Annotated in this window: 17 protein-coding genes; 10 read left to right on the top strand and 7 right to left on the bottom strand. The window is 66.2% G+C overall.

Features of this window, described 5'->3' with window-relative positions; genetic code table 11:
* Positions 1–492 precede the first annotated feature (492 nt).
* The 5 genes from ACPDIT_RS03585 (at position 493) to ACPDIT_RS03565 (ending at position 5,682) form a co-directional block, all read left to right on the top strand.
* Entirely contained in the window at positions 493–1,455 is a 963-nt protein-coding gene (locus ACPDIT_RS03585; RefSeq protein WP_423441623.1) for an exosortase/archaeosortase family protein, read from the top strand.
* Positions 1,452–2,207: an exosortase-associated EpsI family protein gene (locus ACPDIT_RS03580; RefSeq protein WP_423441621.1), complete on the top strand. Its 756-nt coding sequence runs from the start codon at positions 1,452–1,454 to the stop codon at positions 2,205–2,207. Before ACPDIT_RS03585 ends, ACPDIT_RS03580 begins: the two co-directional genes overlap by 4 nt.
* A 71-nt stretch (positions 2,208–2,278) precedes the next feature.
* A complete protein-coding gene (locus ACPDIT_RS03575) occupies positions 2,279–3,673 on the top strand; it encodes a sugar transferase (RefSeq protein WP_423441619.1) in 1,395 nt (464 codons plus the stop codon).
* A gap of 66 nt (positions 3,674–3,739) precedes the next feature.
* Positions 3,740–4,750 carry a UDP-glucuronic acid decarboxylase family protein gene (locus ACPDIT_RS03570; RefSeq protein WP_423441618.1) on the top strand — a complete coding sequence of 337 codons (1,011 nt, stop codon included), beginning with the start codon at positions 3,740–3,742 and terminating at the stop codon, positions 4,748–4,750.
* A gap of 119 nt (positions 4,751–4,869) precedes the next feature.
* Positions 4,870–5,682: a class I SAM-dependent methyltransferase gene (locus ACPDIT_RS03565; protein ID WP_423441616.1), complete on the top strand. Its 813-nt coding sequence runs from the start codon at positions 4,870–4,872 to the stop codon at positions 5,680–5,682.
* 71 nt (positions 5,683–5,753) lie between these two features.
* On the opposite strand, the gene ACPDIT_RS03560 is transcribed toward ACPDIT_RS03565, so the two are convergent.
* The gene (locus ACPDIT_RS03560; protein ID WP_423441614.1) at positions 5,754–6,179 is read right to left on the bottom strand and encodes a secondary thiamine-phosphate synthase enzyme YjbQ; all 426 of its coding nucleotides are present in this window, start codon (positions 6,177–6,179) and stop codon (positions 5,754–5,756) included.
* Between the two features lie 82 nt (positions 6,180–6,261).
* Positions 6,262–7,458, bottom strand: a complete 1,197-nt coding sequence (locus ACPDIT_RS03555; protein WP_423441612.1) for a glycosyltransferase family 4 protein — start codon at positions 7,456–7,458, stop codon at positions 6,262–6,264.
* Positions 7,459–7,569: 111 nt separating this feature from the next.
* Here ACPDIT_RS03555 and ACPDIT_RS03550 point away from each other — a divergent pair, with 111 nt between their 5' ends.
* Positions 7,570–8,592, top strand: a complete 1,023-nt coding sequence (locus ACPDIT_RS03550) for an FkbM family methyltransferase (RefSeq protein WP_423441610.1) — start codon at positions 7,570–7,572, stop codon at positions 8,590–8,592.
* Positions 8,593–8,666: 74 nt separating this feature from the next.
* Here ACPDIT_RS03550 and ACPDIT_RS03545 read toward each other — a convergent pair whose 3' ends face one another.
* Entirely contained in the window at positions 8,667–12,596 is a 3,930-nt protein-coding gene (locus tag ACPDIT_RS03545) for an ATP-binding protein (RefSeq protein WP_423441609.1), read from the bottom strand.
* Positions 12,597–13,131: 535 nt separating this feature from the next.
* Between ACPDIT_RS03545 and ACPDIT_RS03540 the strand changes: the two genes are divergently transcribed.
* The 3 genes from ACPDIT_RS03540 (at position 13,132) to ACPDIT_RS03530 (ending at position 18,277) form a co-directional block, all read left to right on the top strand.
* A complete protein-coding gene (locus tag ACPDIT_RS03540) occupies positions 13,132–14,322 on the top strand; it encodes a Gfo/Idh/MocA family protein (RefSeq protein WP_423441607.1) in 1,191 nt (396 codons plus the stop codon).
* A 365-nt stretch (positions 14,323–14,687) separates the two neighbouring features.
* Positions 14,688–15,998 carry a glycosyl hydrolase family 28-related protein gene (locus tag ACPDIT_RS03535; protein ID WP_423441605.1) on the top strand — a complete coding sequence of 437 codons (1,311 nt, stop codon included), beginning with the start codon at positions 14,688–14,690 and terminating at the stop codon, positions 15,996–15,998.
* Positions 15,999–16,126: 128 nt separating this feature from the next.
* A complete protein-coding gene (locus ACPDIT_RS03530) occupies positions 16,127–18,277 on the top strand; it encodes a right-handed parallel beta-helix repeat-containing protein (protein ID WP_423441603.1) in 2,151 nt (716 codons plus the stop codon).
* 154 nt (positions 18,278–18,431) lie between these two features.
* Here ACPDIT_RS03530 and ACPDIT_RS03525 read toward each other — a convergent pair whose 3' ends face one another.
* Positions 18,432–19,343 (bottom strand): ROK family protein, encoded by a 912-nt coding sequence (locus tag ACPDIT_RS03525; RefSeq protein ID WP_423441601.1) that lies wholly within the window; start codon positions 19,341–19,343, stop codon positions 18,432–18,434.
* Positions 19,344–19,802: 459 nt separating this feature from the next.
* Here ACPDIT_RS03525 and ACPDIT_RS03520 point away from each other — a divergent pair, with 459 nt between their 5' ends.
* Positions 19,803–21,323, top strand: coding sequence for a sialate O-acetylesterase (locus tag ACPDIT_RS03520; RefSeq protein WP_423441599.1), 1,521 nt, complete (start codon positions 19,803–19,805; stop codon positions 21,321–21,323).
* Between the two features lie 162 nt (positions 21,324–21,485).
* On the opposite strand, the gene ACPDIT_RS03515 is transcribed toward ACPDIT_RS03520, so the two are convergent.
* The 3 genes from ACPDIT_RS03515 to ACPDIT_RS03505 all read right to left on the bottom strand — a co-directional run bounded on the left by ACPDIT_RS03515 (position 21,486) and on the right by ACPDIT_RS03505 (position 23,838).
* Positions 21,486–22,136 carry an acyloxyacyl hydrolase gene (locus tag ACPDIT_RS03515; protein ID WP_423441597.1) on the bottom strand — a complete coding sequence of 217 codons (651 nt, stop codon included), beginning with the start codon at positions 22,134–22,136 and terminating at the stop codon, positions 21,486–21,488.
* A gap of 236 nt (positions 22,137–22,372) precedes the next feature.
* Entirely contained in the window at positions 22,373–23,365 is a 993-nt protein-coding gene (locus ACPDIT_RS03510) for a helix-turn-helix transcriptional regulator (RefSeq protein ID WP_423441595.1), read from the bottom strand.
* Entirely contained in the window at positions 23,362–23,838 is a 477-nt protein-coding gene (locus ACPDIT_RS03505) for a hypothetical protein (protein WP_423441593.1), read from the bottom strand. Before ACPDIT_RS03505 ends, ACPDIT_RS03510 begins: the two co-directional genes overlap by 4 nt.
* Between the last annotated feature and the right edge of the window lie 240 nt (positions 23,839–24,078).

Below are 24,078 nucleotides of genomic sequence, written 5' to 3'. Positions count from 1 at the left end.
GTGGCGATGCGGCCGAGGGCCTGCGCGGTTTCACCGTCTGGGTGGGGATGGGAGTGCGCAGGGCATCGGGCCCGCGTTGGGGATTTGTGGAGAGGTCGGCCAGCCGGGGGTTCGGCCGGTGTGGCCGAGGGTTGATCAGATCGGTGGTGGACGACGTCGCGCCCGGGAGGCGCGTTCGGCTGCGGCCAGAGCGTGCAGGAGCTGGCTGAGCGCGAGCCGGCCCGGCGGCGGGCCGGGGGCCGGGGCTGGGGAGGGGCAGGACGGGGAGTCGGGTGGCGGGGCCGGCGGACCGCACGGTCGCCGGGGCAGGGGGTCAAGGGTGGGAGGGATGTGCATCGAGGAGCGGCCAGGGTGGCACCATCGAGCCGAGAGGGCGTCAGGGGAGGGTACAACGCCAACGCAGCGGACGCCCTGCCGTCCGGCCGGGGCGGCCAGAATGTGTTTGAGCGCGGCGCGCGGATGGGGTATCGGGTGGGTCTTGCATCCGAAGCGATGACCGAGTCGAGACAGCTGGGCGTGTTGGAGGAGTTCCGACTGGAATTCCAGTCGTACTGGCCCCGCATTCCGCGCAAGGGGCTCGTGGCAGCGCTGCTGGCGGGGTGGATCCTGCTGTTCCACCTGCTCGGCAATTCGACGTTCGGATACATCCGGACGCCCTCGTTGCTGGTGTGGATGTGGAACGCCTATGCGGCGAACGACTGGGACGAGGGTCACGGTCTGGTGATGCCGCTGGTGGTGTTGGGGTTGATGTGGTGGAAACGGCGGCAGCTGTGGGGCGGGCATTTGGAGATGTGGCCCCCGGCTCTGGGCCTCGTGGGCGGCGCCCTGGCTTTGCATGTACTGGGCTATCTGATCCAGCAGCCGCGGATTTCCATTGTGGCCTTTTTCCTGGGGATTTACGGGCTTCTGGGGCTCGCCTGGGGTCGAGACTTTTTGCGCGCGTGTGTCTTTCCGTATGTGCTCCTGGTGTTTTGCGTGCCGTTGGGGTCGCTGGCGGAAAACGTCACTTTCCCGTTGCGCATGCTGGTGACGTATCTGTCGGTTGGGATCGCCCAGTTCCTGGGGTTCGATGTGCTGCGGGAGGGATCGCTGATTTTCGATTCGCAGCGGTCTTATCGGTACGACGTGGCGCCGGCCTGCAGCGGGATTCGCAGCTTGATGAGCCTGCTGGCGCTGACGGTGATTTTCGGGGTGACGGCCTTTCGGACGGCGTGGCGGCGGTGGGTAATGGTACTGGCGGCGGTGCCGTTGGCGGTGGTGGGCAACGTGGCGCGGATCACGTTCACGATTCTGGTCACGGAGCTGTTTGGGCAGTCGTACGGGGTCCAGATCGAGCAGCGGTTTGGGTTTGTGACGTTTGCGGTGGCCATCGGCTGTTTGTTGCTGTTGGAGCGGGCCTTGCGAGAGCCGCCCGTGCCCGCCCCGGTGCATGCCACGGGAGGGGACCACGTATGAACCGGAGGATGTGGTTGTGGACGGCGGTGGCGGGACTGATGATGGTGGGCACTGCGCTGGTCCTGGCCCGATTGGACGCCGTGCAGCGGCTGGGACAGCCGGGGGTGCGGACCCGTCCGCTGGACGACGGCACGATTCGCGTGCAGGTGCTGTTGCCGGAGACGGTGCCCGGGTACCGGTCGGAATGGGTGGAGCAACAGAAAGAGGTGATCGAGGCATTGCCGCCGGACACCAGTTTTGGCCAGCGACATTACAAGGCCGACGACGGGTTCGAGGTGTTGCTGAACGTGGTGCTGATGGGGACGGACCGGACGAGCATTCACAAGCCGCAATTCTGTTTGACCGGCGCCGGTTGGCGGATCGAGGAGACGGTGCGCGATCGGGTCCGGATCCCGCGGCCGCATCCCTACGACTTGCCGGTGGTCAAGTTGGTGGCGGGTCGCGAGATGAGCGTGCAGGGGCAGACCGTGCCGGTGCGGGGGATCTACGTGTACTGGTTTGTGTGCGAGGATGGGCTGAGCGGGGAGCCGACGGGTTTCGAGCGGATGTGGTGGATGGCCCGGGAACTGGTGCGGCGCGGGGTGCTGCAGCGGTGGGCGTACGTGACATGCTTCGCCGTGTGCCTGCCGGGGCGCGAGGAAGCGACCTATGAGCGGATGAAACAGTTTTTGGCCCTGGCCGTGCCCGAGTTCCAGTTGGTCAGTGGGCCTTCGGTGACCGGGCCGGACCACGGGGAGGGATCGCCGCCATGAACCGGCACGGGGCCAGTATGGACCGGGGGCATGGCCGGGCCGGCCACGGTCCGACCGGGATGGGATGAGCCATGGCAGCGCGCGAACGACAGATCCGCTTGCTTTTGCATCAGTGGGTGGACGCCTGCCTGTTCGGCTTGAGCTTCTGGCTGGCGTACGCGTTGCGCACGCACCCGCGGGTGTGCGAGTGGTTGGATTTGCCGCCGGTACCGATTCCCTTCGATGCCTATTTGTGGGTGTATTTGCTGCTGATTCCGGCCGGGCCGTTGACGTTGGAGGCCCTGGGCTTTTATCGCCGGCCGGTGCTGGGCCCGCGCTGGCAGATGACCTGGTGTTTGCTGCGCGGGGTGGTGCTGGTGTGCATGGGGCTGACGCTGCTGCTGTTTTTCACCCAGTTGGTTACCCCGCGCTGGATGGTGGTGTGGTTTGGCGGGCTGGCGTTCGGGCTGGTGTACACCAAGCAGGAGCTGCTGCGCTGGATGTATCGGCGGCGGTTGACGCAGCCCCAGTTTCGTCGGCGGGTGGTGCTGGTGGGCGTGCCCTCCGAGTTGGCACGGCTGCGCCGGCAGGTGGAGGCGCATCCCGATGAGGGCATGGACGTGGTGGCGGAGCTGGACGTGACCCGGGAAGACCCGGCGCGGCTGGTGCAGTTGCTGCATGAGCACTCGGTCAACGGGGTGATCATCAGCGCGGAGCACACCCATTTCGAGCAGGTGCAGCAGGTGATCCGGGCCTGTGAAACCGAGGGGGTGGAGGCGTGGTTGATGGCGGAGTTTTTCCGCACGGAGATTTCGCGCACCACGTTGGACGATTTTTACGGGCGGCCGGTGCTGGTGTTCCGGGCCACGCCGGACAAGCCGGTCCAGTTGCTGTTGAAGCGGGTGGTGGACGTGGTGGGGGCGCTGGTGTTGTTGACGGTGCTGGCCATTCCGCTGTTGGGGGTGGCGCTGCTGATCCGGTTGACTTCGCCGGGCCCGGTGTTGTTCCGGCAACAGCGGGCCGGGCTGAACGGTCGGCCGTTTACGATGTACAAGTTCCGTTCCATGGTCACGAACGCCGAACAGCTCAAGCACGAGCTGGAACAGCTGAACGAGATGTCCGGCCCGGTGTTCAAGTTGACCAACGACCCGCGCGTGACGCCGATCGGGCGGTTTTTGCGGCGGTACAGCATCGATGAGTTGCCCCAGCTGATCAATGTTCTGCGGGGGGAAATGAGCCTGGTGGGGCCGCGGCCCCTGCCGCTGGATGAGGTGGCGCGGTTCGATGACGTGGCGCATCGACGGCGGCTCAGCGTCAAGCCGGGGTTGACCTGTCTGTGGCAGATCAGCGGCCGGAGTGAGCTTCGCGACTTCAAGGAGTGGGTGCGGTTGGACTTGGAATACATCGATCACTGGTCGCTCTGGCTGGATTTCAAGATCCTGCTGCGCACCATCCCCGTGGTCCTGACGGCCAAGGGGGCCAAATGAGTCGGGGGCTCGAAGGGTTCCGACGGCCCACCGGCCACGGCTTCAAACGGAATCCGACGTTCTGTTATGAAGAAGCAACCCAGTTCGGATAACAGGGGCAAAGGCGCCGCGTCCCGGTCGCGGCGGCGGTTGGGTCGGGAACCCGTCTCGGTGGTGACCGGGGCGGCGGGGTTTTTGGGCTCGCATTTGACGGATTATTTGTTGGCGCAGGGCCATCGGGTGATCGGCATCGACAACCTGATCACGGGCAGTGTGGCCAACATCGAGCATTTGGCGGGGGAACCGCGCTTCCGCTTCATCTGTCAGGATGTGACGGAGTATTTGTTTCTGGCCGGGCCGGTGGATTACGTGTGGCATTTTGCCTCACCGGCCAGTCCGGCCGACTACATGAACTATCCGATCCAGACGCTGAAGGTGGGTTCGCTGGGGACGCACAAGGCGCTGGGGTTGGCGCGGCACAAGGGCGCGCGGTTCCTGCTGGCGAGCACATCCGAGGTGTACGGGGATCCGGAGGTTCATCCCCAATCGGAGGATTACTGGGGTCATGTGAACCCGGTGGGACCGCGGGGCTGTTACGACGAATCCAAGCGCTTTGCCGAGGCGCTGACGATGGCCTATCAGCGGGAGCACGGGCTGGAGACGCGCATTGTACGGATCTTCAACACCTACGGGCCGCGGATGCGCCTGAATGACGGCCGCGTGGTGCCGAACTTCATCACCCAGGCTCTGCAGGGCAGACCTCTCACGGTGTTCGGCGACGGATCGCAAACGCGCAGTTTTTGTTATGTGTCGGATCTGATCGAGGGGGTGTATCGGCTCATGCTCAGCGACTACGGGTTGCCGGTCAACGTGGGGAATCCCACCGAGCTGACGGTGCTGGAGTTTGCGCGGGAGATCCTGCGGTTGACGGGTTCGAAGAGCCGAATCGTCTTCAAACCGCTACCCCAGGACGACCCGCGGCAGCGGCGACCGGACATCACGCGAGCGCGGCAGTTGCTGGATTGGTCACCCCGCGTGCCCCTGGAGGAGGGGCTGCGCCGCACGATTGAGGACTTTCGCAAGCGCCTGGGAAAATGACCGCGCCGGAGCCGGCAGACGTCTGGTAGGCGGGGGCGCCGGCGGCCTCCGTTTTTTCCGTTTCGTGACCCGCCTCACGTTGCGCAGCCGCAGTGCGTGGTTTATTGTGCCGGGCGAACATGCGAGCGCGCAGCTCCAGATACATCGAGCGGACCTGGGCCACCTCCCCGGCCGGTCAGTTGCAGCAGCAATTGCTGGAGGAGCGGGCGGCGCGCCTGGTGGCCCAGGCAGCGGCCAACGAAGCCGCCTGGCTGGAGCAGTTGCGCGGGGATTTTTCCCGAATCCTGGAGCACTTGCAGCACTTGTGGGGGCTGAAATTCCGGGGACGGATCCTGGAGATCGGCGCCGGGGCCTGTGCATTTAGTGCGGAACTGTCCAAGCTGCCGCAGGTCGTGGAAGTGGTGGCGACCGATGCGTCGCGCCGGTTGCTGCAGGAACTGGCGCCGCGGGTGTTGGCGCATCTGGGGGCGCAATCGGAAAAGATCGTGCGCATGCCGGCTGATTTTCATCGGTTGCCATTTCCCGAGGGCCATTTCGATTTCGTGGTTTGCTCGGCCACCCTGCACGAGACGGTGGACGTGGTGGGTGTGCTCCGGGAGGTGCGCCGGGTGCTCAAGCCCGGCGGTCGGATGGTGGCGGTGCGCGAACCGCGGCCGACGCGTGTCTCCGGCCGATGGCGCTGGGGGCGGGAGCAGGGACCTGCGGACGTTCGACGGTCCTACTCCCTGGCCGAGTACGAGGCCTTCTTTGCCGCGGCAGGCTTGCAGCTGCAGGCTCGACCTCTCTGGCCGGAAGGCGGGTTGCGCGCCTACGTGAGCGAGGTCTGGGAAGGGCTCGAGCGCAAGTCGTACGTGTTTGTGGCGGTGCGGCCACCGGAGCGGAGCCGGAAGCCCGCCCGGAGCGTGCCGGCCGCGGCGGGCCCTTCCTGGTGAAGCAAACGGCGGACGTGCCCGGGGCCTGTCCCGGTCCGGACTCATCGCGGGGGCGGGCCCACCCCACTGGTTCAGCCGCCGCCCTCGCCCAGCACGGTAACCAACACCCTTCGGTCGCGGGGCTTGATGTCGCACTCCAAATGGAAGATCTGCTGCCAGGGACCCAGGACCAGGCGGCCCTGGCGCACGGGCACGGTGAGCGAAGGTCCCAAGAGGGTGGCCTGGAGATGGGAGTGGGCGTTGCCGTCCTGCCAGGTTTGTTCGTGACCGTAGTGGCGGCCCGGTGGCAACAGTTGATTGAGCACCTGCGGCAGATCGCGTTGCAGCCCGGGTTCGAACTCGATGGTGCCCACGGCGGCCGTGCTGCCGATATTGAACACCTGCACCAGGCCCTGCGTGATCCCGGAGCGGGCAACGATTGCGGCGACCTGCTCGGTCAGGTCGTGCATCTGGCCAGCATGGGTGGTGCGAAGGCGGATCTCCTCCTGGTAGACCATGGAGACAGCTTAGCGGCGGAACACGCGTGCGGCGATGCATTTGCGCATCTCGGCAGGCCGACACGGACCGGCGCAGGGCTTGTCAGGGGGCGTGGCGGGGGACAGTCTGCAGCACATGTTGATAGGCCTCGAAGAAGCGCCGGGCCATGGTTTCCGGGGAAAGATACTCGCGCATCTGGGCCAGGGTCCCGGCCTCCACTTTGCCGTGGCGGAAGAGGGGATGGTGGCAGGCCTGACGCAAGGCTCGCACCAGTTCATCCAGGTTCCCCGGCTCGAGCAGCAAACCGTTGCGGTCGGGCACGACATAATCGGGGATGCCGCCCACCCGGCTGGCGACCACCGGGACACCGGCGGCCACGGCTTCCTTGACGGAATTGGGGCTGACGTCGACACGGGTGGGACAGACCAGGAGCGTGGCCCTGGCCAGCTCCGCGGCAACCTCTTGCGGCGTAAGGTCTCGGCGGAACTGGATACGGTCCCAAAATCCTGCGCCCAACTCCGAACGCAGTTGATCGGCCAGAGGGTTCAGCGGCGGGCCGATGTGCACGAGCTCAAGGGGGAGCTCCGGCTGCAGTCGGTGCACCGCGCGCAGCAACAGGTCCGTGCCCTTGGCGTAATGGAACCGAGCGTTGGCCACCAACCGGATCCGGTCGGGTGCCGGTGCACGCTGCACGCGATGGAACAGAGGGTCGGGCGCATGCTCGATCTGCATCACGGCCCGGGGACGGAAGCGACCGCGGATGAAGTCCACGGCGAATCGGGACTCGGTGGTGACCAACGGGGCCCGTGGCAGGCTGCAGCGTTCCAGCCATGCTGCGAGCCGGTTGTAAGGGGTGGCTTCGGGCACCACCCGGCAGTACCAGCTCATGAGTCCCTGGACCGTCACGAGGAAGGGCCAACCGAGTCGCGCAGCCACCAGGGCGGCCCCGTTTTCCGTGCCCCAGGCATGGACGAGATCCGGTCGGATGGCGCGCAGTACCTGGCGCACTTTCCAAGTGTCGTACCAAAACAGTGTGGGGGCGCGCAGGCCGCCCGTGGTGCGGACACAGTAGAAGCGGGCCGGCCCCACCCGAAACTGCAAGGAGCGGGGAAACTGCTTGCGCAGCGCCACAATGTGGAGTTCGAGGCCGGGATTGTTCTCCAGCCAGGAGCGCAAAAGGACCCGTTGCCAGGAGGCGGGGTGGTGCCTGGGCAGGTTGCGGAGTTCTTCCGGTGCCTCGGGCAGCCATTCCACCGGGAAATACGTGATCCAGGCAACCTTGATTGGCGGAGTCGTCATGGGGTTTCGGCACGGGCAAGGTCCCACGTCTTCGCGCGGCGGTTGAAGACGCGGCGGCAGATTCCATGCCCGGCCTTGCTGCGGTGCGTGCAGGTGGAGTAGAAGGTGCGCATGACGTTGGCCGGCAAGAAAAACCCGGTCCGGCTGTTGGGTCAAGCGCTTGGATGCTGGTGGGCGCTGCGCCGGACCGGGGCCTTCGAGTGGCACGATGCGTGGATGAACTGGCGGCATTGGCTGTTGCCCGGCCGGATCACCTATCGGGCGGCGGGTGTGGCCCTGGCGCGAGCGGTCGAAGCCACAGAGGTAGAGGCCGGGATTCATCGGGTAACGGTTCGACCGGCGGGGGTCACGGTGTTTTGGCTGGGCCCTTGGACGCCCAATGTATACCACGCAATCGCCCAGGAAATCGATCCCCGCCATCCGCATTGTTATACCACGCCCCCCGTGGTATTGCGCCCGGAAAGTCTGGTGCTGGATGTGGGAGCATGCGAAGGTTTGTTTGCCTGCCGGGTCCTGCGGCAGGGTTTGGCCGGGCGGGTGATCGCGTTCGAGCCCTCGGCGCGCACGGCGCGGTATCTGGCGGAGGCCGCCCGCGTCAACGGGGTGGACGACCGGCTGGCCGTGGAAGTAAAGGCGGTTACGGCGAAGTCGGGCCGGGTCCGATTTGTCGAGGGGGCCGCACCGGAGGCGAATCGGATCGAGGCCGGTTTTCCGGAAGTCGGGGAGGCAAGTGTGGAGGCGGTTGCGTTGGACGATTACTGTGACGCGCGGGGCATTCGGCTCGGGCCGTGGGACCTGATCAAAATCGACGCCGAGGGGGCGGATCTGGACGTGCTGCGCGGGGCGGAGCGGTTGTTGCGCGAGGGGGCGCCGCAGGTGGCGGTGACGACATACCACGTGGAGAGTCACGCGCGGGAAATCTGGGAATTCCTTCGCTCGGTTCAGCCGGCGTACAAGTTCCGCATCAAGGGGCTGTGGTTGTTCGGCACGGTGCGTTTTTTTGGTGGGGCCCGGTTGCGTCCGGTGCTGTTGCAGGCCGCAGTGCCCGTGGAACAGCGGGCCGAGTGGGCACCGGGGCCTGCCCGGAGTGTGGGTCGACCAGGCGAAGGGGTGCGGTCGATTCGAACCGGATAGATCTCCGGAGGGAAAACGGCTCCGGCGGGCGGGAGGACTTCGCGGGAGAACTTCTTCCCGCGGACAAGTGCAAGCTATCGGGCAGCGCGGTCCGTGCCGGCCAGTGCCGACTCGACCTCACCCAGGGGGCGGCCATCCAGGCACGCGCGGACGATTGCCGCCAGTTTTTTCGGCGTGTAGGGCTTGGGTAGAAACGCCCCGGCAAGATGTTCCAGACCCTCGGCGCTCAGCTCGTGGCTGTAACCGCTCGAGAAAATGACTTTCAGATCCGGGCGATCCTCGCGCAATCGGGCTGCCAGTTGTCGGCCGTTCAAGCCGCCCGGCATCACCATGTCGGTGATGACCAGGTCAATGCTGTCGCGGTGGGTTCGCCACAGTTCCAGAGCCTCCGGCCCGCTGGCGGCGGCCAGGACCTGGTAGCCGAGCCGGCGGAGTCCGTTGACCAACATCAGGCGCAGGGCGGGCTCGTCCTCCACGGCCAGGATGGTCTCCCGGCCCTTGTGCAGGTCGGCCGCCTCGGCGGTTTTGGCACGGGCCGCGGTGGCGGGCCCGGGCGGGAAGTACACGCGGAAGGTGCTGCCGCGCCCGGGCTGGCTTTCGACCTCGATCCATCCGTTGTGTTGTTTGACGATGCCGAAGACCGTGGCCAGACCGAGCCCGGACCCTTTGCCGAAGGGTTTGGTGGTAAAGAACGGTTCGAAGATGTGCCGCATCGTTTCGGCGTCCATGCCAATCCCGGTGTCGGTAACGCTGAGGCAGACGTGAACGCCCGGCACCGCTTCGGCGCAGCGCTGCAAGTGCGTGTCGGTGACGGTGACGCGTTCGGTCCGGATCGTGAGCGTGCCGCCTTCGGGCATGGCATCCCGGGCATTGACGGCCAGATTGACGATCACCTGCTCGATCATGGCGACATCGGCCCGGATGCTCGGCAGGTCCCGGGCCAGTTCCCAACGCAACTCGATGTGTTCTCCCAACAGGCGCCGGAGCATTTTGCCCATGTCGCTGACAATCTCATTGAGATTGGCCGCCTGAACGTTCATGACCTGCTTGCGACTGAAGGCCAGCAGTTGCCGGGTCAGATCGGCGGCGCGCGTGGCGGCGCGCTGGATTTCCTGAAGAGACTCCTGGACCGGAGCAGGCCATTCACCTTCGCTCAACAGCAGGCCGGTGTGCCCCAGGATGACGGTCATGATGTTGTTGTAATCGTGAGCGACCCCGGCGGCCAGTTGCCCGACTGACTCCAGCCGTTGCATTTGTTGGAGCTGCGCCTCCAGCCGTCGACGTTCGGACAGGTCCCGGGCGACGCATTCAAAGCCCACCTGATGCCCGTTTCGCCGCAACAGTTGCAGGTGCAATTCGAAAATGCGAGTGACGGAGCCGGAGGACGCGGCTCGGGCTTCGAACGGGGCGGCCGTTTTCCCTGCGCGCAAGGCCGCCATGACCTCTTCGATGCGCGACCGGTCGTCCGGATGAAACAACTCCAGGAACGGCCGACCCAGCAGGGCGGCCGCCTCGGTTTGGAAGGCCGCTTCCGCGGCGCGGTTGGCGGCCGTCAGTCGCCCGTCCGCATCGGTCACCAGGATCACGTCCCCGGCATGATCGAACAGGTCCTGGTACCGTTGTTTGAGCTCCAGCTCGTTGTGGTAGCGCTCTTCCAGTTCGCGGGTTTGCTGACGGACCTTGCGACGCAGGGCGATCACCCAGGCGAACGCCAGCGCGGCCGCGCCCGTGGCCGCCGCCCCTGCCCAGGCCATCTGACGTCGGGTGATCCGCGGGGGGCCTGCCAACAGCGCCACGTCCGTGCCCTCTGCGGCCCAGAGCCGAAAGGCCCGGGGCTGTCGCCATTCATCGGTTTGCACCTGACAGACGCCGGTGACCGCCACGCGACTGCCCGGCTTCAGGCGCGCCAGTTCGGGTCGGGGCGCGTCCTCGGCGAAAAAGACGTGGAACACCGTGCCAGCTTCCTGCAGGGTGAGGTACGGGCGGGGCAACTGGCTCAGATTCTCCAACAGGTGGCCTTCCACCTGCACGCGGCGTCCCTCCAATTCTCCACTCAGGAGCGCCTCGGGTGCGGCACGGACGGCCTCCGGGAGCCGGGCCGGACCTACGATCCGCAGGGCAGGCCTGTCGAGGGTGGGTGACAAGCTTCCGGGTACGGGGAATCCCACGACTTCGACGCGTTGACCCGGTGTCACCGACACGGTCGGCGATCGCAGCCACAGCCCGCCCGTTTCGTCCTGGAGGGCGATGGATCCGTTGGTGTGCGCGAAGGTGACCACCCCGGACACTTTCACCGGCCGGGGATTGGCCTGGTCGCTGCGAAAGGCGAGCAACTGGCTGATCGCTACGGTCTCACGGGCGAACGGGTCCGTGGGAACCGGCTCGAGAAACTCGAGCCACGCTTCTCCGGGGATGTGAAGGGTAATGCCGGTCAATTGACGTCGGGCGTTGGCGCGGGCCCCGACCACGCCAATGGCTCGGGCTTCGAGGCCGACCCAGGCCTCGGGCACCGGTTGGTTACCCCAGCCTTGCAACCAGGCGGTCAGTCCGCCCCGCCGTGTGGCCAGGTCGAGCTCCAGATTTGGCCCGACACGCCTGACCCCTCGCACGGTGGCCCGCAGCTCCACCCACTGGCAGTCCAGCAAGCCGGAGAGCAGACGCATTTCGCTCGGCTGCTGCGGAGGCGGCGGATCGCCCCGCCCCACAAAGGTGACTTCTGCTTCGGCAATGACGGGGGCATACCCACCAGGGGCGGTCACCCCGCGAATTCGAACCCGATCCCCCACGGCCAGTTTCGAAAGATTGCGAAGATAGCCGACGAAGACACCATGCCCCTGCTCAGCCACGAACAGTACCCGCCATTCCGGGTCGTGGTAGGTCACCACCGCCTCCAGGGCCACTGGCCATTGCGCCGCGGCCTGCTCCGGGCTGAGGGCGCGAATCTCCTCGATGGAGCTCAGAACTTTGTCTCTTCGCGGGGGAGGTGTCGTGGGAAGGCTGGAAACAAGGCGAAACATTGCCTCGTCGAGCTGGATGGCTCCCGACGCATCCGACGAGACATACCCCACGGCCTCGACCTCTGCGCCGTTGGTGATCAAGAGGGCTTCCGTGCTGCGGACCTCGACCCGGCCCGTGCCATCCTCCAAAAAGAACGAACGGCCGACCACCTGATCGAAGGCGCGCCCGCGCACGCGCCGCAAAGGCACGGGCAGGCCCGAGCCGCGGAGCGCGATCAGGTCCCGCACGGTAATCAACGGGGCGCGGTAGGGATCCTTGGGGCCGGCTTCGAGGACGGTTAAATCGTCCATCCCCAGCACGAAAAGTTGGACAGGTGCCAGATCGGCCTCGGGCTTGGGCAAGGGGAGGCGCAACCCCGTCACCTCCACAAACCCCCGGTGAATCTGCTCCAAATCGGTGAGGCTGGCATGGCGGATGTAGGCCCGCATTCGCACGGGTCCCAAATCCAGAACCAGTCGCCCTCGTTGGCCGTCCAAGGGTTCTGCAGTTCGCACCACACCCGTGACGCGGACCCGCTGCGCTTCGGACGTGGTGTTGGTGAGCAGATGGAGGGGTAGCCGCACGGGCGAAGGGAGCTCGGCCGGTCCCAGGTCCTCCACGCGCAGGTCGCGGATGTGCCGTGCTTCGCCTTCCACGGCCGTTACGCCAGTCAGTCGCACCTGGCGTCCGCCCGTCAAATCCGTCAGGTGCCGGGGCGGCGGCAGAAAGAGGATGCCGGTCTCGTCTTGGAACAACAGCATGGCCCACTCGGCATCTGCGTACAGAAGGAGCCCCTCCATGCGGACGGGATGGCCGCGGGCCATCTGATCTGGCGGGAGGGAATAGAACTGGACGACGGAGTTGACCAGGGGCAACGGGCTGGGGCCTGGCGAGCCTTCGGTGCCCGGCGCGGCCCGAGCACCGTGCCGCCCCAACAACACCCCCCACGCTACTGCCAGGAGCAGGGCGTGCCACCAACCCCCGCCAATCTTCCGGCCTGTGTTCAAGGTCAGTCGGTCTGTTCTGAGCCCGGTCAATCTCCATCATCGGCAGGCGAGGAGGGGAACTTGAGAAAAAAACAGAGCCCCGGCCAGGCACAGGGGCTCGGGAGGCACCGGCGACGGGCTCCCGAATGAGAACTCGGGAATCAGCGGTCGGTGGAGCGTGGATCTGTCTTGTTGGACCGCCGCGCGGGAAACCGACCAGGGAAAGGTGGGCCTGAGGGGCGTGGTCGATCGTTCGACCCCGTCGCGCGACCGCGGGGCGGGGGATCCGCGGAGGCTCTTCCTGCGGCCGTTTGGGTCGGAACTTCCCCGGGCCACTTGGCGCGGGTTGTGGGGGTGCCCGGCTGCGAACATCTCGACGGGTTTGGTCATTCACAAGCGGCGAACGCAGAGCGGCGGCAAGATGAAAAAATGTTTGGCAGTTTGGCGGCGGGCCCGTTTATTCTGCGGCCGCAGGACGCGCGGGCCCGGGCCGGGGCAAGGCCGGTCGCGCAGCCCGCATCAAAACCAATCACCGAGCACAACGAACCAGCAGCCTATGTCAAAGAGACCTCTCAATGTCGGCCTGGTCGGCGGTGGACGCGGCGCGTTCATCGTCCATCCCCATCAACGAGCCATTCACATGGACGGCACCCGACGGGTGGTTGCCGGTGCGCTCTTCCCCGATCCCAAGGTCGCGCTGGAAGAAGCCGCCAACTGGCCTTATCCGATCCGGGGTTATGGATCCTACGACGAGATGATCGCGGCCAACGCCTCGCTTCCGGAGGAGGAGAAGCTCGATTACATCCTGATTGTCACGCCGAATCACGTGCACTTTGACCCGGCGATGAAGGCCCTGAAGGCCGGCATTGCGGTCTTCTGCGAAAAGCCGCTGTGCCTGAACCTCAAGGAGGCCAATGCGCTCGTCAAAATGGTCCGTCAGACGGGCATCCCCTTCGGGGTGGCGCACACGTACCTGGGGCATTGGACCACCCGGCTGTCCCGGTACATCGTCCGCAGCGGATTGTTGGGCGAGATCCGCTGGGTGGACAGCTACTATCTGCAAGGCTGGCTGGCCACCAAGCTCGAGGCCACCGGTCAGCAACAGGCATCCTGGCGGGTGGACCCGAAACGTGCCGGCCTGTCCGGTTGCGGCGGAGACATCGGTACCCACGCCCTCATGCAGCTTCGGTATGTGACCGGGCTGGAAGTCACGCACGTGAGTGCGCAGTTGGAGACGTTCGTGGAGGGGCGGCCGCTCGACGACCACTTCACCGTGTATTGCCGGCTCAGCAACGGCGGCAAGGCCCTCGTGCGCGCCTCCCAGATCTGCATCGGGCACAAGAACGATCTGGGTATCACCATTGCGGGGACCAAGGGCACGTTGGAGTGGCGTCAGGAAGACCCCGAGCGGTTGGTCATCTACCTCAACGGGCAGCCGGATCGTGTGTACTGGCGCGGCGCGGTCACGCCGGGGGACGGTTTCCTGCCCAAGGACATGCCGGCGGATCTGCTGGCGGAGAGTACGTTGCCGTCCGGGCATGGCGAGGCCTTCCATGACGCCTTCGCACGCCTGCACCGTTGTTTCGAGGCCGATGTGCGTGCGTGGAAGGAGGGCAAGGAATTCAAGTGTGACGGCTCCAAGTACGCCAACGTGGAGGACGGCTGGATGGGCATCGCCTTCATCGAGACCTGCGTCAAGAGCAGCAAGAAGAAGGGGGCCTGGACGGCCATGCCCAAGAAGATCTGATGGGATGGGCCGCTGCGCCCCTGCGTGGCGGCCGGGTTCTTGTGGCCCGTGGGCGCTGGAGCTCACGGGCCTTTTTTGTGGCGGGCCCCGCGCGGCGTCGCGACCAACTCAGGGGTCGCGGGGAACTCTTGTCGGTGAACCTGTTCGGCCCCCGGGCACGGTGGCCTTTCCGGGCCGTGCGCATGGCCTTGATTGCCCGGAGTGGGCCTGACCTGCTTGCGCCGGACGCGAGTGTGCAGACTGAGGTTCGTGCGGGCATGGGGCCGGATCTTGAACCTCGCGAGCGCTGCCGGTGAGCGGGCCGGGCCCCGGCGCGGGGCGGTTGAGTTTGCCTGCCACGCCGGGCTCCCCTATGCTTCCGGGTCATGCGAACCAGTCCGAGACCGCTGCCTCGAGCTTGGGGGATCCTTCTGCTGTGGTCGGGTGCCGTGGGACTCGCGGCCGGCACCGATCTTTTCAATGTGCTGGACTTCGGGGCCGTGGCCGACGGCCAGACGGACAACACCGCGGCTTTCCAACGGGCCCTCGACGCCGCCGAGAAAAACGGCGGCGGCATCGTGTACGCGCCCCGCGGCAACTACAGATTTGCCGGTTCCCTGCGCGTGCCGCCGGCGGTCACGCTGCGGGGCGTGTGGGAATCCGTCCCTGCGCACAATGGCATTCGGGACCGCGGCCTGCCCCGGCCCACGGACGATGGAACGACCTTTTTGGTCACCGGTGGGGCCGGTTCCGAGGACGGTCCTCCGTTCATCACCCTTCATCACAACAGCACCCTCAAGGGCGTGGTGATTTACTACCCCGACCAGGATCCCGAAACCGAGCCGAAGCCGTATCCGTGGGCCATCGCCATGCGCGGCAAGAACCCGGCCGTCCTGGCGGTGGAATTGCTGAATCCCTACAACGGCATCGACGCTTCGCAGAACGAACGGCATCTGATTCGGGATGTGCACGGTCAGCCCCTGCGCCGGGGCATTTACGTGGACGCCATCTACGACATCGGTCGCATCGAGAACGTGCACTTCAATCCTTGGTGGAGCTTGCGGCCCAAAGTGCGGGCCTGGCAGCAGCAGCACGGCGAGGCGTTCATCTTCGGCCGCAGCGACTGGCAGTACGTGTTCAACACGTTCTGCTTCGGATACAGCGTGGGATACAAGTTCATCGCCACGAAAGCCGGCGTGTGCAACGGCAATTTCCTGGGCATTGGAGCCGACGACTGCCACACGGCGGTCCTGGTGGAGCAAAGCGCGCCCTATGGCCTGCTGATCAGCAATGGCGAGTTCGTGTCCTTCAACGGCCCGGACCCGACCATGGTGCGGGTGGAGAGCCGGCACACCGGGGCGGTGCGTTTCGTCAATTGCGCCTTCTGGGGCCCGTGCCATCAGATCGCCCGGGTGTCGGGACAGGGCACAGTGGGGTTCAGCGACTGCACCTTTGTGCAGTGGGACCGGAAAAACGAGGGCCGCGCGGCGTTGCAGTTCGAGAGCGGACGGGTTCTGGTGCGCGGGTGTGAGTTTCAGGCGGACAAACCCCAGGTGGAATTGGGCGAGGGAGTGCAACGCGCGGTCATCACGGGCAATCTCATGCGCGGCCGGCTGCAAATTCGGGCGCCGGAGCGACCGGGCATCGTCGTGCGGGACAACGCTGCCGAGGAGCCCGGCGACCGCGGCGGGCGCTGAGGATCGCCCTGCTGTGACGGGGAGTACGACGTATGAGCGGGTTGGATCGAAGCAGAACCATTGCGGGTGCGCAAACAGGCAGGCAGCGGAGGAGACGTCCGGGCCGCCCCGGTGCGGGCTGGCGGGCTGTGAGCTGGGCGGGCTTGGGGTGGGTGGGCGCGATCGGGCTCTTGAGCGGCGTTGCGGCCGGAGCCCCATCGGAGGGCAGCCGTATCCCCGACCCGGGCGCTCCGCGTCCCATCGTGTTTTACGTGGCCACCAATGGCAACGATGCATGGTCCGGCCGGCAATCGGTCCCGCTCCGGGGAGGTGAGGATGGCCCGTTTGCTTCGCTGGCCCGGGCCGTCCAAGCGGTGCGGGAGCTGCGCGCGAAGGACACGGCGGCTGCCCGTGCCCGCGCCGTGATTCAGGTGCGGGGCGGCACCTACTTTTTGCCAGAGCCCCTGGTGTTGACGTCGGTCGATTCGAACCTCGAGATCGTGGCGCACGGGAACGAGCAGCCGATCTTGAGCGCCGGACGGCGCATCCCCGAGTGGCAGGTGGAAGTGCAGGGGGATCGCACCTTGTGGATCGCGCCCGTGCCCGGGCTGCGCGAGAGCCGGGAACCCTTCCGACAGCTCTGGATCAACGGCCGCCGTGCTGTGCGTGCGCGCCATCCCAACCGGGGTTATCTGGCCGTGGAATCCCTGCCGGATCGGACTGCGCAGTGGCACGAGGGCCAGCGGCGCATCCGTTACAAGGCCGGAGACGTCCCGCTGGGGCCCACCCTGACCCTTGCCGAAGCGGTGGTGATGAGTCGGTGGACGGACTCTCATCTGCCGATTACGGAGGTGAACGCGGCCGAACGGATTCTCAGCTTTGGCAAGCGATCCGTGTTTCAGATGGACCCCGGCGACCCGTACTACTTGGAAGGAGCGCGCGAGTTTCTGGATGCTCCCGGCGAATGGTGGTGGGAGGCGGAAACAGGTCGACTCCTGTACCTGCCGCGGCCGGGCGAGACGCCCGTGGGCAGCGAGGGGATCATCGGTGGGTTGCCCGCGGTCGTGGAGATTCGCGGGCGGCCCGAGGCGGGGGAGTTTGTCGAACGAGTTCGATTCGCCGGGTTGACCTTCGCGCACACGGAGTGGTGGTTTCCGCGGGACGCCGAGGAGGCGCGCCGGTTGGCCATGGCCTGGCCGGCACCATCGCACGAGGTGGGCGGGTTCGCCCAGGCGGCGGTGGGTGTGCCGGCGGCGGTGCGCGCGACGGGCTTGCGGGACAGTCGCTTCGAGGGTTGCCGATTTGTTCAGCTGGGCACTTATGGCTTGGAACTGGGCCGCGGCTGTCAGTCGAACCGCGTCGTGGCCTGTGAGTTCGCCGACCTGGGCGCCGGCGGGATCAAGATGGGCGAGACTCAGATCCGCACCCGCGCCGAGGAAATCGCCCGGGCCAACGAAGTTGCCGATTGTCATCTGCATCACGGAGGCCGGATCTTCCACAGCGCGGTGGCCATCTGGATCGGCCAGTCTCCGGACAACCGGATCCTGCACAACCACGTTCACGACTTTTATTACACCGGGATTTCGGTGGGTTGGACGTGGGGCTACGATCCGCGGGCCCTGGCGACCAACCAGCTCGTGGCCGGGAATCACGTCCATCACATCGGGGTTCAGTCCGATGGCGACGGCCCCATCCTCAGCGACATGGGAGGCATTTACACGCTGGGCCGCCAGGTGGGCACGCGCATCGTGCAGAATCTCTGGCATGACATCGCGGGTTTGCGGTACGGCGGGTGGGGCATTTACTTCGACGAGGGCACGGCCGGGATCCTGGCCGAAAGCAATCTGGTGTATCGTACCACCCACGGGGGGTTCCACCAGCACTACGGCGCGACCAACGTGGTGCGGAACAACATTTTCGCCTTTGCCCGCGACCATCAACTGCAGCGCTCGCGCGAGGAGGAGCACATCAGCTTCATTTTTACCAACAACATTGTGCTGTTCGACCAGGGCGTGTTGCTGGGGGGCAGCTGGAACAACGATCGCTTTGTGATCGATGGCAACCTGTACTGGGACCTTCGGCCGGGTGCCAATTGGGAGAACTGGAAGTTCGGCAGCCGTAGCTGGGCCGACTGGCGGGCACGGGGCCACGATCGGCACTCGCTCTTTGGCGATCCCCTGTTCGTGGGTGCCCGCGAGGGTGATTTTCGTCTGGCTCCCGGCTCGCCCGCGCGCTTCATCGGCTTTCAGCCGTTGGACCTGCGCGGTGTCGGACCGCGATCAGCGCGGCGGACCTGGTGAACTTTGCCGGGGACCGCAGCCCGGGCGGGCACGGGAAGGAGTCCCGGGCCGTTGGCCGGTCGCGGAGCGCATGGCATGGACGGCTCGCGGGCAACGTTCAGCGGTGCCAACAGGAACGGAAGCCGGGGGCCACTCCACGGGGTCGCGCACGGGGTCAGGCCCAGCGCGCCAATTCGATCGCGCCAACCGGGACCGCGTCCCGGCCCAGGGCTGACAAGGCAATCTCCGGCCCGGGTCGAAACACCTCCATCAGGTGCCGGGGCAACGCGGAGGCAATGCCCGCCCGCAGCGGTTCGCCCAACCCGGAGAGTCCCCCGCCGAGGATGATGACCTCGGGATGGAACAGATGGACCACGTGAGAGAGTCCGAAGGCCAGGTCCTCGACGATTTCTCGCACCAGCGCCGCGGCCAGGGGGTCGCCGTCGGCCAGCGCGGCAGCCAGGTGCCGCGCTTCCTGTCCGGGATCCTCACGCACGCGGCGCGCGAGCGATCCCTCGGAGCCCCGGGCCACGGCAGCCCGGATGCGCTGGTCCACCGCCCAGCCGGAACAACGCGATTCCAGTGTGGTGCCCTCCCGGTCCAATCGGACGTGGCCCACCTCCGCCTCCCCGGGTGGCTTGCCATGGTAAATGCGGCCGCCCGTGACCAGGCCGCCTCCCACGCCGCTGCCCAGCGTGATGTAGAAAACGGGATCCCGATGTCGGCCGGCACCGTGCCATGCCTCGCCGAGGGCGGCCGTGTTTGCATCGTTCTCGATGACCACCGGCACTTTGGCGAGTTGATGCAGCCATTCCTGCAACGGGAATCCCGCCCAGCCTTCGATCTGGTGCGAACGCGCCACACACCCGCGTTTGCGGTCCACGGGTCCTCCGAAACCCACCCCCACGGCGCTCACCTGGTGTGTCTCCAGCAATGACGACAGCTCCCGGGCGATCCAGGCGCGGATGCCCTCCGCACCCTGCGCGGCCTCCACCCGCGTTTCTCGCCGCTCCAGAATGTGAAAGGGCGTTTCCGCGACGAGCATTTGGAGTTTGGTCCCGCCAATCTCGATTCCCAGGTACGGCATGGCCCCAGCCTAGGCAGGCTCCCCGGACCTCGCAACCGAGGCGTTTCGGTTGGGCGCGTTGGATCTTCCCCAGAGACGGTGCGGTTGTGCCGGGCGCCTCGTGGCGAAGCGGTGTTTGGGCAGCTCGGACTTTTCGGTCTGAAAGTGGCGGCCTGGGGCACCGCCGGGGACACTGCCCTGCGGCATGCCGTGGTTTCCAAGCCGGGTGCACCCGGGCCAAGGTTCGATCAGCCCGCGCACGGGAGCGTTTTCAACGCGTGGCCGGCGATCGACGATGAGGACTTTTCGAGGATGGGATGCTCTCCAGCGTGCACAGGGCCCGAGCCGAAGTTTCGGCGGTCCCTGTGGAGGCAATCCCGCCGGGAACTCCTCCCAAATCGCCGAAAGATTCGGGCTCCGGCGGATGCCGCCAACGGCTTTGACGTTGACACTGGCGGCCGTCCCGATAGCAGTGGCGGCATGAAACGAGCGTTCCAGTTTGTCCTCGGTACGACTCTGGGGTTGTGGCTGGTCTCCGGTCAGGGCGTGCGGGCGGATTTTCAGCTGGCTCCGGTGTTCACCGACCACATGGTCCTGCAGCAGGGGCAACCCGTGCCGGTTTGGGGTTGGGGCGATGACGGCGAGAAAGTCACGGTGCGCCTGGGCCGGCAGGCACGAAGCACGCGCATCGAGAACGGCAAATGGGAGGTGCGCCTGGCGCCGTTGCGGGCCGGTGGTCCCTACGAGATGGTGGTGGAGTCAGCCAGCCGAACGCTGCGGCTGACCAATGTGCTGGTAGGGGAGGTTTGGCTGTGCAGCGGCCAGTCCAACATGGAATGGCCGTTGGAGCGGAGCTTTCAACCGGAGGCGGACATTGCCTCGGCCACAAACACCTGGATCCGGTTTCTGGACGTGCCGAATGTGAAGGCGGACGCGCCCACGATCCGACTGAACGCCCGTTGGGAGGTATGCACTCCGGAGCGGGCCAGGTCCTTTTCGGCGGTGGCTTATTATTTCGGAAGGGCGATCCTGCAGGCGCGGCGGGTTCCCGTGGGTTTGATTCGATCGGATTGGGGCGGGTCGCCGGCCGAGGCATGGATGAGCCGTGAAGCCCTGGAGATGCGGCCGCGGTACGTGCGCGAGATCCTGGAGACCTACCCGGAGCAATACCGGCAGTACCAGGAGGCGCTCCGTGCCTGGGAACGCGAGCGGGACGAGGCGCGCCAGGCGGGCCGGGAATTCAAACGCAATGCACCCTGGCCGCCCTGGAAACCGTCGGAGTTGTACCATGGAATGATTTCGCCGCTGATTCCGTACGGCATTCGGGGCGTGATCTGGTACCAGGGCGAATCCAACGTGGGTCGGGCGGAGCAGTATCGGAGCCTGTTCCCGGACCTGATTCGCAACTGGCGTCGGGACTGGCGGCAGGGCGATTTTCCGTTTCTGGCGGTGCAACTGGCGCCGTTCCTGCCGATCAAGGACGAGCCGGCTGAGAGCGCGTGGGCCGAATTGCGCGAGGCGCAGATGCTGGCCATGCGGCAATTGCCGAAGGTGGGCGTGGTGGTGACCACGGATGTGGGCGATCCCAACGATATTCATCCGGTTTGGAAGAAGCCGGTGGGCGAGCGTCTGGCGCTGGCGGCGCGGTCCATCGCATATGGCGAGAAGATCACCTGGTCCGGGCCGTTGTATCGCAGTGTGCGTTTCGAAGGAGATCGGGCGATTGTCTCGTTCGACTTTGTCGGGCGCGGCCTGGAAGCCCGCGGCGGGCCGTTGAAGGGATTTGCGATCTGTGGAGAGGATCGCAAGTTCGTTTGGGCGGAGGCGCGCATTGTGGGCGACACGGTCGAGGTGCGAAGTCCACAGGTGCCGCGGCCGGTGGCGGTGCGCTACGGATGGGCGGATTGTCCGGTGGTCAATTTGTGGAACAGAGACGGTTTGCCGGCATCGCCGTTCCGGACCGATGATTTCCCCATGGTGACCGCCTCGCGGAGGCCGTGAGAGGGACCGGCGCATTTACCCCGCGGGCGGACGAACTGCGCCGAGGTTGGCAGCCGTTGCCGGGAGCTGGTTTTTCTGTCACGCGCTGCTCAACCGCCGCCGGGCGTGCGGGCGACCGGCTATGCGCCCCTTCGGGCCCGCCTGCCCGGCACCCGCACGTTCTCAGAATCGGTAGTACACGGTGAAGGTGTGGCTGTTGAGGCCGGGGTTGCTGGAGCTGAGGCTTGCGTTGGACATGTGTTCGAATCGGTACCCCAGGCCCCAGTGTCGTGAGATGTCCCAGTTCATCCCGGCGTAGCTGGTGAACTGGAATCCGATCCCGAGATCCAGGCCCCCGAAGGTATGCCGAGTGAGCACGGTCGGGCTGATGCCCAACTCGATCCAGAACGGGGCCCCGGGCGGTCGCAGGGAGAAGGCCGGTCCGGTGCGGAAACTGCCTGCGGTGGCACCTCGCCCTCCCAGCCAACCCAAGCCGGCCGTCAGGTGCGATTCCACCTGCCAGCCCGATCCGAGCGTCCATGCCCAGGGAAGCCGCCACCAGGCGAAGGCTTCCCCCGCGCCCATGTCCCGCCCGCGCTGATTGATGGCCAGGGAGGCGTGCCAACCCACGGAGTGCGGCTGCAGATCCCACGACTCGGCCCGGGCGGAACCTGTGCCCAAAAGGAAGGCCACCAGCATCCACACCGCGCCTCGCGGGAGGGCCGATCCGGTTGGGCACAGCCGTCCCACCGGGGTGGCTGCGGTCAGGGATTCCTCGGCGGGCCCGGGCTGGATCCGAAACCCGGCGATGCAGGATTTGGAGGTCTTGAGCATGGCCCCACCTTACGAACGCATCGGGTTCGGCGCAACAGGGGCAATTCACTGTTCGGTGCCTGAGCCACGACGGCGGTGCGGCAGAAACCCGCGCTGCGGGTCCGAAGTCCCTGTCGATCGACACTGCCCCGGCCGCCTTCCCGGAAACACGGTGCATCGGTGTCGGCCTGCCGGGGTCGGTCCGTGCCATGGGGCTGCGTTGGAGGCGGAGCCCCGACGCGGTGGGCGGGCGTCTGTCAATCTTCGGAATGGAGGGTCAACAAACGCTGCGCAGCGTCTCGGACCCGAAGCACGAGTTCGCGCGGTTGCAGAACGCGCGCCTGACCGCCCCAGCTCAGGACCCAGGGGGCGATCTCTTCGAGGCTGGTGAGTTCCAGGTGCAGTTCCAGGCTGCCATCCCGACGTTCGCGGATCCGCTGTGACTCGTGCCATTTCTTTTCGCGGATGTAATCCGCGGCCGGGGGGACGAAGTGCAGGACCACATGGTAATGCCCCGTGCCGGAACGAACGCCGAAACTGCCGCGCAGGATTTGGTCCGGGGAAAACCGGGCGGGTCGGGCAAACGTGCGGCCCGTGGGCCGGACTTCGAGGATGCGCGCCGGGACAAAGGTCCGCAGCGAACCGCGGAGGTGATCGTGGGCAAAGAGGTACCATTCACCGTTGATGTTGGCCAGGTGATAGGGATCGATGCGGCGGCGCTCGGCCTGACGTTGGCCGGGTTTGCGATACAGGATTTCGAGTTGCTGGCGTCGCGTCACCGCCCGGCTGAGCGCATCGAAGATCGCCAGGTCGAGCCGGGGCTCGGCCCGTTGACGGAAGGAGAAGGCGCGCTCCACTTCGGCGAGGTTGACGGAGATGGTGTCGGGCAGGCCCTGCTCCATTTTTTGGATGGCGCTGAGCAGGGGCCGCTCGAACGGCGTGCCCCGATATTGTTGCAGCGCTTTCTCGGCCAGCACGAGGGCGACCAGTTCACCTTCGCTGAGCTGCACGGTGGGGAAGGAATCCACCGGCTCGGTGTAATAGTACCCGAACCGGTGGGGATCGTAGGCCAGGGGCAGACCAAACCGGTCTCGCATGAATTCGAGATCGCGTTGGATGGATTTGACGCTGACCTCGAGCTGTTCGGCCAGGGTGGTGGCGTTGGGATAGCGACCGGCCTGGATCTCCTGATGAATGCGGAGCATCCGCTCCAGCGGCGGTCGAGAAGCTGCGCGACGCCTCGATTTCATGGCGATCCCCGGTGGCTCATCTGCGGGGATCCTGCCTGCGGGGTCAAGCGTGAATCGTCCAAAATCACCAGCCCGTCCACTTTCCGGACACCTTCGCCTCGCAAACAGACAACTCTCCGAAACCCTTCCGAAAAGAGCAGATCCTTCCAACCCTCGATCAGTCGGGTTCGTTCCTCCGCATTGTAACTGATGCCGATGATCACCACGGCCAGATTTCGATCCACCTGCAGGCGACGAAGGTGCTCGCTCAGGTTGGTTCGTGCCACCGGGACGAGAAAGCCCTCCTGCCGATAGTCCGGACGCAGGATGTGGGAATGTTCCCAGCTGTAAAACTGTACGATCAGGTTGGCCTGCGCGGCTTCATGAAACCGAGGCTGGGAGGTTGATTGCGGGTCCAGCGAGCTGCACCCGCACCAGCCCAGGCAGGCCAGCACCCCCAGGAAAGCGATTCGAGCTGACCAGGTGAATTTCATAAGTTTACCTCCACTCACGCTCGCTGCGAGCGAGCGAGACCCAGCAAAGCAAACCGCGGGCCAGCGCCGGCCCGGGGCTGAGGAACGGGACCGTCCAGGTCCCGGAGTTCACCAACTTTGATCCGTGGGCAGCAGGCGCTCCCCGACAGTTCGGGTCGTTCGGCGGAGGCTCGAACCGGATCGAGTCCGCCTCGCAGGCGGGGGCGGTTCGACCGGGTGTGCTCAGCCGGGGACTGGGAC

Origin of the sequence: Limisphaera sp. VF-2, from assembly GCF_049537125.1 — a bacterium.
In the GTDB taxonomy this organism is placed as follows: Bacteria; Verrucomicrobiota; Verrucomicrobiia; order Limisphaerales; family Limisphaeraceae; genus Limisphaera.
The sequence above is the reverse complement of the archived record's forward strand: the minus strand, read 5'-3'. Positions and strand labels throughout refer to the sequence as shown.